Source organism: Pseudomonas sp. GCM10022186, assembly GCF_042656385.1.
GTDB lineage: Bacteria > Pseudomonadota > Gammaproteobacteria > Pseudomonadales > Pseudomonadaceae > Metapseudomonas.
In genome coordinates, this window is sequence record NZ_JBHSOU010000009.1 from 22,017 (window position 1) to 34,916 (window position 12,900).

The following is a 12,900-nucleotide window of genomic DNA, read 5'->3' on the forward strand; positions in this document are numbered from 1 at the left end:
AGCTGTGGAGAACTAGAGCATGAGCAACTGGCTGGTAGACAAGCTGATCCCTTCGATCATGCGTTCCGAGGTGAAGAAGAGCTCGGTACCGGAAGGCCTCTGGCACAAGTGCCCGTCCTGTGACGCGGTGCTTTACAAGCCGGAACTGGAAAAGACGCTGGACGTCTGCCCGAAATGCAACCACCACATGCGCATTGGTGCGCGCACCCGCCTCGACATCTTCCTGGATGCTGAAGGACGCGAGGAAATCGGCGCCGACCTCGAGCCGGTGGATCGCCTGAAGTTCCGCGACAGCAAGAAGTACAAGGACCGCCTTGCCGGTGCGCAGAAGGAAACCGGCGAGAAGGATGCCCTGATCGCCATGCGCGGCACCCTGCACAAGATGCCGATCGTGGCCTGTGCCTTCGAGTTCTCCTTCATGGGCGGCTCCATGGGCGCCATCGTCGGTGAGCGCTTCGTCCGTGCCGCCAACGTTGCCCTGGAACAGCGCTGCCCGCTGGTCTGCTTCTCCGCCTCCGGCGGCGCGCGCATGCAGGAAGCCCTGATCTCCCTGATGCAGATGGCCAAGACCTCGGCTGCCCTGGCGCGCCTGCGCGAAGAAGGCATCCCCTTCATTTCCGTGCTGACCGACCCGGTCTACGGTGGTGTTTCCGCCAGCCTGGCCATGCTCGGCGACGTGATCGTCGGCGAGCCGCGCGCCCTGGTGGGCTTCGCCGGTCCGCGCGTGATCGAGCAGACCGTGCGCGAGAAGCTGCCCGAAGGCTTCCAGCGCAGCGAATTCCTGCTGGAGCACGGCGCCATCGACATGATCATTCCCCGCGCGGAACTGCGTGAGCGCCTTGGTCGGCTGCTGGCGCAGATGATGCGCCTTCCTTCCCCGGCTATCGCATGACCCAGAGAACCCTTGCCGACTGGCTTTCCTACCTTGAACAGCTCCACCCCACGGCGATCGACATGGGGCTGGAGCGCAGCCGCGAAGTCGCCAGCCGGCTCGGCCTGGGCCGACCGGCGCCGAAGGTGATCACCGTCACCGGCACCAACGGCAAGGGTTCCACCTGCGCCTTCCTGGCCGCGCTGCTGCGCGCCCAGGGGCTGAAGGTCGGCGTCTACAGCTCGCCGCACCTGCTGCGCTACAACGAGCGCGTGCAGCTGAATGGCCTGGAAGCCACCGACCAGTCGCTCTGTGACGCCTTCTCCGCGGTAGAGGCGGCGCGGGGCGAGATTTCCCTGACCTATTTCGAAATGGGTACCCTGGCGGCCTTCTGGTTGTTCCAGCGGGCCGGCCTCGACGCCGTGGTGCTGGAAGTCGGTCTCGGCGGGCGCCTGGACGCCGTCAACCTGGTGGATGCGGATCTGGCGCTGGTCACCAGCATCGGCCTCGATCACGCCGATTGGCTGGGTGACACCCGCGAGAGCGTAGCCTTCGAAAAGGCCGGGATCTTCCGCGCCGGCAAGCCCGCCCTCTGCGGCGATCTCGACCCGCCGCAACCGCTGCTGGAGCAGGCGGGCGCACTGTCCGCACCGCTGTTCCTGCGTGGGCGCGACTTCGACCTGGCGGTGGGAGAGGATGGCTGGCACTGGCGGGGCGTCGGTGCCTCCGGACAGGTGCTGGAACTGCACGACCTGCCGCTGCTCGACCTGCCCATGGAGAATGCCGCCCTGGCGCTGCAGGCCTATGCGCTGCTCGGCATGCCCTGGCAACCCGATGCCCTGCAAGCGGCCCTGCTGGGCACGCGGGTCACCGGCCGGCTGGATCGCCGCCGCCTCGACTGGCGCGGCAAGAGGGTTTCCCTGCTGCTGGATGTCGGCCACAACCCCCATGCGGCCGAATTCCTCGCGGCCAGGCTGGCTGGCCAACCTCTGGCGGGACGCCGGCTGGCCGTATTCGGCCTGCTCGCCGACAAGGATCTCCAGGGTGTCCTGCATGCCTTGCAGGGCCGGTTCGACCATTGGGCCGTCGCACCCTTGCCGACGCCGCGCAGTCGTCCCGCCGCCGAGCTGCAGGCGGCATTGACGAACCTTCGCGCAAGCGTCAGTGTCCACCAAAATATCGCCGCCGCACTCGAAGCGCAGTGTGAGCGGGCGACAGCGGACGACGAGATCCTGGTGTTCGGATCGTTCTATAGCGTGGCCGAGGCACTAAGCTGGCTGGAAGGCCAGGCCACTGAGGAGTAGGGGAAATGGCAGTAATGGACAAGGGGTTCAGGCAACGTATCGTCGGCGCGCTCGTGCTGGTGGCGCTGGCGGTGATCTTCCTGCCCATGCTGTTCAGTCGCGAGGATGAACTGCGCCAGGTGGTGGTCGAGGCACCGCCGATGCCGAAGGCGCCGGAGATCCCGCCGGCCGAGCTGGAACAGGTCCAGGTACCGGAACCCCAGGCGCTGCCCCAGGAGCCGGTGCCGCCGCTGGAGCCCGCCGGCGAGGCGTTGGCATCCAGTGTGCCGCCTGCCCAGGAAGCCGCTCCGGCAGCTCCCGCGCAGCCGGTACAACCTGCCCAATCCGTTCAGCCCGCCGCACCGGTCGTTCCGGCCCCCGCGCCGGCCCAGCCCCAGGCGCAGGCCAAGGCACCCGCACCCGCTCCGGCTGCCCCGGTAGCCGAAGTCAAGGCCGAGGAGAAGCGCCTGGATGTCAATGGCCTGCCGGTGAGCTGGTCGATCCAGCTTGCCAGCCTGTCCAGCCGTGCCAGTGCCGAGAACCTGCAGAAGAACCTGCGGACCCAGGGCTACAACGCCTATATCCGCAGTGTCGAAGGCATGAACCGGGTCTTCGTCGGTCCGGTGATCGAGCGTGCCGAAGCCAATCGCCTGCGCGACCAGCTCAGTCGTCAGCAGAAGCTGAATGGCTTCGTCGTCCGTTTCCAGCCGGAAAAGGGTTGATAGTCCAGGATAATTGAGCCCTTTCAGCTTCGCGGGTTACCGGAGTTGAAGGGCTCTGCTAAAATGCAGCGCCTTTTCCGTTCGTGGGCTGCATCGTGGCATTCACCTGGGTCGATTGGACGATCATCGCCATCATCGCCGTTTCCAGTCTGGTCAGTTTGAGTCGGGGCTTCGTCAAGGAGGCTCTCTCGCTGCTCACCTGGATAGTCGCAGGCGTAGTCGCCTGGACCTTCGGTGGCGCACTGTCGCTGCACCTCACGGAATTCATCGAAATGCCTTCGGCGCGCATCATCGCCGCCTGCGCCATTCTCTTCATCGCGACCCTGCTGGTGGGCGCCCTGATCAATTTCCTGATCGGCGAACTGGTCAGGGTCACCGGTATGGACGGCACCGACCGCGTGCTGGGCATGGCCTTCGGCGCCGCCCGTGGCGCGCTGCTGGTGGTGCTGCTGGTCGGCCTGCTCAGCCTGGCCCCGGTGCAACAGGATCCCTGGTGGCAGCAATCGACGCTGTTGCCGCATTTTCTCATGGTCGCCGACTGGTCGAAGAACCTCATACTGGGCTTCACCAGTCAGTGGCTCGCGAGCGGCATCAGCTCACCCAGCTGATGCGCCGCACCCGGAAGAATGCCCAACCATGCCCAAACGGCCTGGACGGGTACTTGATTAGCCTGAACTACTAGCAGGGGTTGCGTCACATGTGTGGCATCGTCGGTATCGTCGGTAAGTCGAATGTCAATCAGGCGCTGTATGACGCGCTTACCGTCCTTCAGCATCGCGGCCAGGACGCTGCCGGTATTGTGACCAGCCATGACGGCCGGCTCTTCCTGCGCAAGGACAACGGCCTGGTCCGCGACGTCTTCCAGCAGCGCCACATGCAGCGCCTGGTGGGCAGCATGGGCATCGGCCACGTGCGCTATCCCACCGCCGGCTCCTCCAGCTCCGCCGAGGCCCAGCCGTTCTACGTCAACTCGCCCTACGGCATCACCCTGGCGCACAACGGCAACCTGACCAACGTCGAGCAGCTGGCCAAGGAGATCTACGAGTCCGACCTGCGTCACGTGAACACCAACTCCGACTCGGAAGTGCTGCTCAACGTGTTCGCCCACGAACTGGCCCACCGCGGCAAGCTGCAGCCCACCGAAGAAGACGTGTTCGCCGCCGTTTCCGGCGTTCACGAGCGCTGCAAGGGCGGCTACGCCGTGGTGGCGATGATCACCGGCTACGGCATCGTCGGTTTCCGCGACCCCCATGCCATCCGCCCGATCGTCTTCGGCCAGCGCCACACCGATGAAGGCGTGGAGTACATGATCGCCTCCGAGAGCGTCGCCCTCGACGTCCTCGGCTTCACCCTGATTCGCGACCTGGCCCCGGGCGAAGCGGTGTACATCACCGAAGAAGGCAAGCTGTTCACCCGCCAGTGCGCCGCCAACCCGCAATACGCCCCCTGCATCTTCGAGCACGTCTACCTGGCGCGCCCGGATTCGATCATGGACGGCGTCTCGGTCTACAAGGCGCGCCTGCGCATGGGCGAGAAGCTGGCCGAGAAGATCCAGCGCGAGCGTCCCGACCATGACATCGACGTGGTCATCCCGATCCCGGATACCAGCCGCACCGCGGCCCTGGAGCTGGCCAACCACCTGGGCGTGAAGTTCCGCGAAGGCTTCGTGAAGAACCGCTACATCGGCCGGACCTTCATCATGCCTGGCCAGGCTGCGCGCAAGAAATCCGTGCGCCAGAAGCTCAACGCCATCGAGCTGGAGTTCCGCGGCAAGAACGTGATGCTGGTGGACGACTCCATCGTGCGCGGCACCACCTGCAAGCAGATCATCCAGATGGCCCGCGAAGCCGGCGCCAAGAACGTCTACTTCTGCTCGGCCGCCCCGGCGGTGCGCTACCCGAACGTGTACGGCATCGACATGCCCAGCGCCCACGAGCTGATCGCCCACAACCGCTCCACCGAGGAAGTGGCCGAACTGATCGGCGCCGACTGGCTGGTCTACCAGGATCTGCCGGACCTGATCGAAGCGGTTGGCGGCGGCAAGGTGAAGATCGATCACTTCGATTGTGCGGTGTTCGACGGCCAGTACATCACCGGCGATGTGGACGAGCATTACCTGAACAAGATCGAGCAGGCACGCAACGACGCCAGCAAGGCCAAGGCCCACGCGGTCAGCGCCATCATCGATCTGTACAACAATTGAGCGACAAGCTCCAAGCCGCAAGCTGCAAGCCCGGATTCGCTCCGGGCTTCGTTTCTGAGGAGGTAGGGATATGACACAGGAATGGGAAGCCGGAAGGCTGGACAGTGACCTGGAAGGCGCCGCCTTCGAAACCCTGGCAGTACGCGCCGGCCAGCGCCGTTCGCCGGAAGGCGAGCACGGCGAGGCGATGTTCCTGACTTCCAGCTACGTGTTCCGCACCGCCGCCGACGCCGCCGCGCGCTTCGCCGGCGAAGTGCCGGGCAACGTCTATTCGCGCTACACCAACCCGACCGTACGCACCTTCGAGGAGCGCATCGCCGCCCTGGAAGGCGCCGAGCAGGCCGTGGCCACTGCCTCCGGCATGTCGGCGATCCTCGCCATCGCCATGAGCCTGTGCAGCGGCGGCGACCATGTGCTGGTCTCGCGCAGCGTGTTCGGCTCCACCATCAGCCTGTTCGAGAAGTACCTCAAGCGCTTCGGCATCGAGGTCGACTACCCGGCGCTGTCCGACCTGGCCGGCTGGGAAGCGGCGATCAGGCCGAACACCAGGCTGCTGTTCGTCGAGTCGCCGTCCAACCCGCTGGCCGAGCTGGTGGACATCGCCGCCCTGGCCGAGATCGCCCATGCCAAGGGCGCCCTGCTGGTGGTGGACAACTGCTTCTGCACCCCGGCCCTGCAGCAGCCGCTGAAGCTGGGGGCGGATATCGTCATGCACTCGGCTACCAAGTACATCGACGGCCAGGGTCGCACCATGGGCGGCGTGGTGGCCGGCCGTGCCGAGCACATGAAGGAAGTGGTGGGGTTCCTGCGTACCGCCGGCCCGACCCTCAGCCCCTTCAACGCCTGGGTGATGATCAAGGGCCTGGAAACCCTGCGCGTGCGCATGCAGGCCCATTGCGCCAGCGCCCTGGAAATCGCCCGCTGGCTGGAGCAGCAGCCCGGCGTCGAGCGCGTCTACTACGCCGGCCTGGAAAGCCACCCGCAGCACGAGCTGGCCAAGCGTCAGCAGAAAGGCTTCGGTGCGGTGGTCAGCTTCGAGGTCAAGGGTGGCAAGGAAGCAGCCTGGCGTTTCATCGACGCCACCCGGATGATCTCCATCACCACCAACCTGGGTGATACCAAGACCACCATCGCCCACCCGGCCACCACCTCCCACGGCCGCCTGTCGCCCCAGGAGCGCGCCAATGCCGGCATCAGCGACAGCCTGATCCGCCTGGCCATCGGCCTGGAAGACATCGCCGATCTCAAGGCCGACCTGGAGCGCGGGCTCGCGGCGCTGTGATCGACTGGACCCTGCAGGCGGCCGGCGCGAACAACGGCAAGGTCGCGCTGGTCACCGGCGCGTCCCGCGGCATCGGCCTTGGCGTCGCCGCCTGGCTGATCGCCGAAGGCTGGCAGGTGGTGCTCGCCGACATCGACCGCGCCCGGGGTTCCCGGGTGGCCAAGGCGCTGGGCGAGAACGCCTGGTTCATCGGCATGGACGTGGCCCATGAAAGCCAGGTCGCCGTGGGTGTGGCCGAAGTGCTCGGGCAATTCGGCCGCCTTGACGCCCTGGTCAGCAACGCTGCCATCGCCGATCCGCACAACCCGCCGCTGGAAAGCCTGGAACTGGCTCGCTGGAACCGCGTCCTGGCGGTGAACCTCACCGGCACCATGCTGCTGGCCAAGCACTGCGCGCCTTACCTGCGGGCCCACCGTGGCGCCATAGTCACTGTCGCCTCCACCCGTGCCCACCAGTCCGAGCCTGACAGCGAGGCCTATGCGGCCAGCAAGGGCGGCCTGCTGGCGCTGACCCACGCCCTGGCCATGAGCCTGGCGCCGGAAATCCGGGTGAACGCTGTCACGCCCGGCTGGATCGACGCCCGCGACCTGTCCGCGCGCAAAGAAGCGCCGCTTTCCGAACTGGACCATGACCAGCACCCGCTTGGCCGTGTCGGCCTGGTGGAGGACGTGGCGGCCCAGGTGGCCTGGCTGCTCTCGGATAACGCCGGTTTCATTACCGGACAGGAATTCGTGGTCGACGGCGGCATGACCCGCAAGATGATCTATCTCGACTGAATTCCGCTCGGGGAGGGCAGGGCGGCGTCATCGCGAGGGGCGCCGCTCTTTCTTCTGCCTGGTGGAAATCCGCTCTACGGCGAAGGGCATGCGTAGGGTGGATAAGGCTTGGCCTTATCCACCAATGCCGCCTCAAGGCTTGCGCAGATCGATCTCCGGCGTCTGCTGGCCGTCGAACAGTTCCACCGGCTTGCGCGGCAGGATGGCCGGCCGGCCTTCCTTGTTGTGCTCGCCGACGATGCGGATGTCGTTGTACTTCTTCCCGGACAGCGCGGCGAGGCCGGCGCGGTCGCGTACCACGGTCGGCCGCAGGAACACCATCAGGTTGCGCTTCACGTGGGTGTCCTTGGTGGAGCGGAACAGCCGTCCGAGGATCGGGATGTCGCCCAGCAGCGGCACCTTGGAGTCGGTCTGGGTGATGTCGTCCTGGATCAGGCCGCCGAGCACTATCACCTGGCCGTCCTCGGCGAGGATGGTGCTCTTGATCGAGCGCTTGTTGGTGATCAGGTCCACCGCCTGGGCGGTCAGGGTGGCCGTGGGGGCGATGGAGGAGATTTCCTGTTCGATCTCCAGGCGCAGGGTGGCGCCTTCGTTGATGTGCGGGGTCACCTTCAGGGTCACGCCGATGTCCTGGCGCTCGATGGTGGTGAAGGGGTTGTTGGCCCCCGAGGCATCGGTGGTGAAAGTGCCGGTCTGGAAGGGCACGTTCTGGCCCACGAGGATTTCCGCTTTCTGGTTGTCCAGGGTAAGCAGGCTGGGTGTGGACAGCAGGTTGCTCTTGCTGTTGGCCGACAGCGCGGTGATGAGGGCGGCGAAGTTGTCGGTGCCGATGCCGATGATGGCGCCGTCGGGCAGGACGTCGGGGATTTCCTCGTCGCGGATGGCATTGAGCACCGTGCCCACCGAGAGTCCGGTATTGCCGAAGTTGACCCCGCCCAGGCCGCCGGTATTGCCGCGGGCGTCCACCGCCCATTGCACGCCGAGCGCATCGGTGATGTCGCCGGAGATTTCCACGATGGCCGCCTCCACCATCACCTGGGCGCGGGGCACATCGAGCTGGCGGACGATGTCTTCCATGGCGGTGACCACGTCCGGTTCGGCCAACATCACCAGTGCGTTCAGGCTCTCGTCGGCGCGGATCAGGATGTTCTGCGGTTTGCCGCCGCCTCCGCCGGGCGCGCCCGGTTCGCCGCCGCCGCCTTCCTCGGCCTTCAGGCCCTCGGAGATTTCGCCGAGGGTTTCGGCCAGGCTCTTGGCGTCGTTGTGGCGCAAGCGGATCACCCGGGTATTGGCCGAGCGCGAAGTGGGGGTGTCGAGGGATTGCGCCAGGGCCGCCAGTTTCGCGCGGGCGGACGGCGGGCCGAGGATGATCAGGCGGTTGGTACGGGCGTCGGCGATCACCTGGGTGCCGGAGGTGCCCTTGGACTGGCCGCGGTTCAGGGAGGCATTGAGCACTTCGGCGGCGTCCATCACCCAGGCGTACCGCAGGTTCAGCACGGTGTAGTCGCGGTCGCCCTTCTGGTCGAGCTGGCGCATCAGGTCTTCGATACGCGCGATGTTGGCGGCGCGGTCGCTGATGATCAGGGCATTGGCGGAGGTCACGGCGGCGAGGTGGCCGTACTGTGGGACCAGCGGTCGAATCAGCGGGATGAGTTCCGTCACCGGCGTGTGCTGCACCTGGATCACGCGGGTTTCCAGGCTTTCGGCGCCGGCCCGGCTGCTGCCGGCCTCGGCCTTGGCCTCGGCATTGGGGATGATGCGCGCCTGGTCGCCCTGGGCTACCACTGTGTAGCCATGGGTCGCCATCACCGAGAGGAACAGCTGGTAGACCTCGTTGAGGCCCAGCGGCGCCTTGGACACCACGCTGACCTGGCCCTTCACCCGGGGATCGACGATGAAGGTCTCACCGGTGATGTCGGCGATCTGGTCGATGAATTCGCGGATGTCGGCATCCTTGAGATTGATGGTCCAGCCATCCTGCTGCTGTTGCTGCGCATCGCCCGGCGCGGCGGCCGGCTGGGCGGCCAGCAGCGGCAGGGGCGCGGCCAGGAGCCCGGCGGCGAGCAGGGCGAGCGTGAGGCGCGAGAAAGTCGGGGTCATCGTGTCATTCGCTTTCCTGGGGCTGTTCGGGGGAAGCCTCGGCAGGCACGCTGTCCGGGTCTTCCATTTGTTGGCGCAGCTTCTCCATGCGCTCGCGCAGTTCGGCGGCGTTGTCTTCCTGCAGGCCACTGAGGTCGTCGATCACTCCCGCAGCCGGTTCTTCGGCGGCGCTGCCCACGGGGGTGAAGCGTGAGCGCGGTGCCGGGAAGCTGAGGCTTTCGAGGCGGCCATTGCGCTCGATCTCGACACGGTTGCGGTACACCGCGTGCACCTTCACGCCACCGGTGATCTCGTCACCGACGGTGAAGCGGCGTGGTTTTCCGCCTTCGTACTGGATGATGGCGATGGACTTGTCCGGCCCGGCATGCACGAAACTCCCGAGCAGGGTCAGGCGCAGATTGGTACTGGGTAGCGGCCCGCTGGCCTGGGTGGCCGGAGCGGGGCCGAACAGGGGCTCGAGGTTCTGCAGGGGCTGGGCGGTGGCGAGCGGCGCTCCCCCTTGCTCGGGGGCCTTGGCCTCGGCGTCGACCAGCTGCAGCCACGCCCGGGTCTGCCAGGCGAAGCTGGTGGCCATGGCCAATACCAGCAGCGCACCGACAAGGGCCGGCGCGTGGCGTTGCAGCCAGTGCGCGGAATCCGGAGCTCGCAAGTGGGTCCAACTCCTAATGCAGTGTCGTTTTTCTGGTCTTATGTCTTGGCAGAACTGCTTTGATCATAGCAGCGCGGAAGAGTGCCATGCTCGGCCGCTCGGATGATGTTGGGACGCAGTCGCTGTGCTAAAGATATCGTTGAATTTTTACGGCTTTAGGTGGTTTTGTTCACACTCATCTCAAGATTCGGGCAGCGGCTCTGCACAATCGTCAGATTGCGCTGCAATACTTCTCCCAGGACCCACCTCGAACAGGCGCCCCTAGATGAACCCTCCACTCGTTGAAGCCCCCTTGCGCCGGCTCCCCTTCGGTTTCGCCAAGCGGCATGGCGTCTTGCTGCTCGATGGCGCGGAGCCCTGCCTGGCGCACCGGCCCGGCGTGGAGCTGGTGGCCCTGGCCGAGGCGAGACGCTTCGCCGGACGCAGCCTGCCCCTGCGGCCGCTCAGCCTCGATGCCTTCGAACAGGCCCTGGCCCAGGCCTACCAGCATGACTCCTCCGCCGCGATGCAACTGGCCGAGGACCTGGGTGGCAGCCTGGACCTCGCTGCCCTGGCCGAGCAGATCCCGGAGACCGAGGACCTCCTGGAGCAGGAGGACGACGCGCCGATCATCCGCCTGATCAACGCCATCCTCGGCGAGGCGATCAAGGAAAATGCCTCGGACATCCACCTGGAGACCTTCGAGAAGCGCCTGGTGGTGCGTTTTCGCGTCGACGGCATCCTCCGCGAAGTGCTGGAACCCAAGCGCGAGCTGGCGGCGCTGCTGGTGTCGCGGATCAAGGTCATGGCGCGCCTGGATATCGCCGAAAAGCGCATCCCCCAGGACGGTCGTATCTCCCTGCGGGTGGCCGGGCGCGAAGTGGACATCCGCGTTTCCACCTTGCCGTCGGCCAACGGCGAGCGCGTGGTGCTGCGCCTGCTGGACAAGCAGGCCGGCCGCCTGACGCTCCAGCACCTGGGCATGAGCGAGCGCGACCGCCACCAGCTGGAGGACACCGTGCGTCGCCCCCATGGCATCCTCCTGGTGACCGGCCCCACCGGCTCGGGCAAGACCACCACCCTCTATGCCAGCCTGACCACCCTCAACGACCGCACGCGCAACATCCTTACCGTCGAAGACCCGATCGAGTACCACATCGAAGGCATCGGCCAGACCCAGGTCAACCCCAAGGTGGACATGACCTTCGCCCGCGGCCTGCGCGCCATCCTGCGCCAGGACCCGGACGTGGTGATGGTGGGCGAGATCCGCGACCAGGAAACCGCCGAGATCGCCGTCCAGGCTTCGCTGACCGGGCACCTGGTGCTGTCCACCCTGCACACCAACAGCGCCATCGGCGCCATCACCCGCCTGGTGGACATGGGGGTCGAACCCTTCCTGCTGTCCTCGTCCTTGCTCGGCGTGCTGGCCCAGCGCCTGGTCCGGGTACTCTGCCCGCACTGCAAGGAGGCTTACCGCGCCGACGCCGCCGAATGCCAGCTGCTGGGCGTGCCGGTGGACGATGCGCCTACCCTCTATCGCGCTCGCGGCTGCGGCGAATGCCACCAGCAGGGCTACCGCGGACGCACCGGCATCTATGAGCTCGTGGTGTTCGACGACCACATGCGCAGCCTGATCCACAGCGTCGCCTCGGAGCAGGAGATGATCCGCCATGCGCGGCTGTCCAGCCCGAGCATCCGCGATGACGGCCGGCGCAAGGTGCTGCAGGGCGTCACCACGGTGGAAGAAGTGCTGCGGGTCACCCAGGAAGAGTAATGGCCGCATTCGAATACCTCGCCCTCGACGCCAAGGGCCGCCAGCAGAAGGGCGTGCTCGAGGCGGATAGTGCCCGCCAGGTGCGCCAGTTGCTGCGCGAGCGTCAGCTGGCGCCGCTGGAAGTGCGGGCGACCCGCGTCCGCGAGCAGGCCGAGCGGGGGCGCTTCAGCCTGGCGCGCGGCCTCTCCGCGCGGGACCTGGCACTGGTGACGCGCCAGCTCGCCACCCTGGTCCAGGCCGCCTTGCCCATCGAGGAGGCACTGCGGGCGGCGGCGGCGCAGTCGAGCAGTTCGCGTATCCAATCGATGCTCCTGGCGGTGCGCGCGCGGGTGCTGGAGGGCCACAGCCTGGCCAGCAGCCTGCGTGAATTTCCCTCGGCCTTTCCCGAGCTCTACCGTGCCACGGTGGCCGCCGGCGAGCATGCCGGCCATCTGGGGCCGGTGCTGGAACAACTGGCCGACTACACCGAACAGCGCCAGCAGTCGCGGCAGAAGATCCAGCTGGCGCTGCTCTACCCGGTGATCCTGATGTGCGCGTCGCTGGCCATAGTCGCCTTCCTGCTCGGCTTCGTGGTGCCGGACGTGGTCAAGGTGTTCATCGATTCCGGGCAGACCCTGCCGCTGCTCACCCGTGGCCTGATCGCCCTGAGCGACCTGGTCAAGCATTGGGGCTGGCTGATCCTGCTGGTGCTGGTCGGCGCCTTCGGCGGTGCCCGCTGGGCCCTGCGCGACCCGAATATCCGCCAGCGCTGGCACGGCGTCATGCTGCGCATTCCCCTGGTCGGCCGGCTGGTGCGCGCCACCGACACCGCGCGCTTCGCTTCGACCCTGGCGATCCTCACCCGCAGCGGCGTGCCGCTGGTGGAGGCCCTCGGCATCGGCGCCGAAGTGATCGCCAACCGGGTGATCCGTGGTCACGTGGTGGTGGCCGCGCAGAAGGTCCGTGAAGGCGGTAGCCTGACCCGCGCCCTGGAGGGCAGCGGGCAGTTCCCGCCGATGATGCTGCACATGATCGCCAGTGGCGAACGCTCCGGCGAGCTGGACCAGATGCTCGCCCGCACCGCGCGCAACCAGGAGAACGACCTGGCCGCGCAGATCGCCCTGCTGGTCGGCCTTTTCGAGCCGTTCATGCTGGTGGTCATGGGCGCGGTGGTGCTGGTGATCGTCCTCGCCATCCTGCTGCCTATCCTTTCTCTCAATCAACTCGTGGGGTAATCGCGTGAAACTGCGCCGTACACAGTCGGGCTTTACGCTCATCGAAA

The 12,900-nt window shown here is 66.6% G+C and carries 11 protein-coding genes; 9 read left to right on the forward strand and 2 right to left on the reverse strand.

Translation table 11 applies throughout. From position 1 onward, the window contains the following. Positions 1–19 precede the first annotated feature (19 nt). From accD to ACFPU0_RS05950, 7 genes are all read left to right on the forward strand, one after another. Entirely contained in the window at positions 20–892 is an 873-nt protein-coding gene (gene accD, locus ACFPU0_RS05920; RefSeq protein WP_377691878.1) for an acetyl-CoA carboxylase, carboxyltransferase subunit beta, read from the forward strand. Next, on the forward strand, positions 889–2,175 hold the full coding sequence (gene folC, locus ACFPU0_RS05925; RefSeq protein WP_377691879.1) for a bifunctional tetrahydrofolate synthase/dihydrofolate synthase: 1,287 nt from the start codon (positions 889–891) through the stop codon (positions 2,173–2,175). Before accD ends, folC begins: the two co-directional genes overlap by 4 nt. Before the next feature lie 5 nt (positions 2,176–2,180). After that, positions 2,181–2,876, forward strand: coding sequence for an SPOR domain-containing protein (locus ACFPU0_RS05930; RefSeq protein WP_377691880.1), 696 nt, complete (start codon positions 2,181–2,183; stop codon positions 2,874–2,876). Between the two features lie 95 nt (positions 2,877–2,971). After that, positions 2,972–3,484 (forward strand): CvpA family protein, encoded by a 513-nt coding sequence (locus tag ACFPU0_RS05935; RefSeq protein ID WP_077525450.1) that lies wholly within the window; start codon positions 2,972–2,974, stop codon positions 3,482–3,484. 89 nt (positions 3,485–3,573) lie between these two features. Beyond that, positions 3,574–5,079 carry an amidophosphoribosyltransferase gene (purF, locus tag ACFPU0_RS05940; RefSeq protein ID WP_377691881.1) on the forward strand — a complete coding sequence of 502 codons (1,506 nt, stop codon included), beginning with the start codon at positions 3,574–3,576 and terminating at the stop codon, positions 5,077–5,079. Positions 5,080–5,149: 70 nt separating this feature from the next. Further along, positions 5,150–6,361: an O-succinylhomoserine sulfhydrylase gene (locus ACFPU0_RS05945; protein WP_377691882.1), complete on the forward strand. Its 1,212-nt coding sequence runs from the start codon at positions 5,150–5,152 to the stop codon at positions 6,359–6,361. Between the two features lie 11 nt (positions 6,362–6,372). Continuing rightward, entirely contained in the window at positions 6,373–7,137 is a 765-nt protein-coding gene (locus ACFPU0_RS05950) for an SDR family oxidoreductase (RefSeq protein WP_377692004.1), read from the forward strand. A gap of 132 nt (positions 7,138–7,269) precedes the next feature. Here ACFPU0_RS05950 and gspD read toward each other — a convergent pair whose 3' ends face one another. Further along, positions 7,270–9,237 carry a type II secretion system secretin GspD gene (gene gspD, locus ACFPU0_RS05955; RefSeq protein ID WP_377691883.1) on the reverse strand — a complete coding sequence of 656 codons (1,968 nt, stop codon included), beginning with the start codon at positions 9,235–9,237 and terminating at the stop codon, positions 7,270–7,272. Between the two features lie 4 nt (positions 9,238–9,241). After that, positions 9,242–9,886, reverse strand: coding sequence for a type II secretion system protein N (locus ACFPU0_RS05960; RefSeq protein WP_377691884.1), 645 nt, complete (start codon positions 9,884–9,886; stop codon positions 9,242–9,244). Positions 9,887–10,151: 265 nt separating this feature from the next. Between ACFPU0_RS05960 and gspE the strand changes: the two genes are divergently transcribed. Continuing rightward, complete coding sequence (gene gspE / locus ACFPU0_RS05965; protein WP_377691885.1) at positions 10,152–11,639, forward strand: type II secretion system ATPase GspE; 1,488 nt, start codon at positions 10,152–10,154, stop codon at positions 11,637–11,639. Then, complete coding sequence (gene xcpS / locus ACFPU0_RS05970; protein WP_377691886.1) at positions 11,639–12,853, forward strand: GspF family T2SS innner membrane protein variant XcpS; 1,215 nt, start codon at positions 11,639–11,641, stop codon at positions 12,851–12,853. The genes gspE and xcpS overlap by 1 nt, the downstream gene beginning before the upstream one ends. The last annotated feature ends 47 nt before the right edge of the window (positions 12,854–12,900 follow it).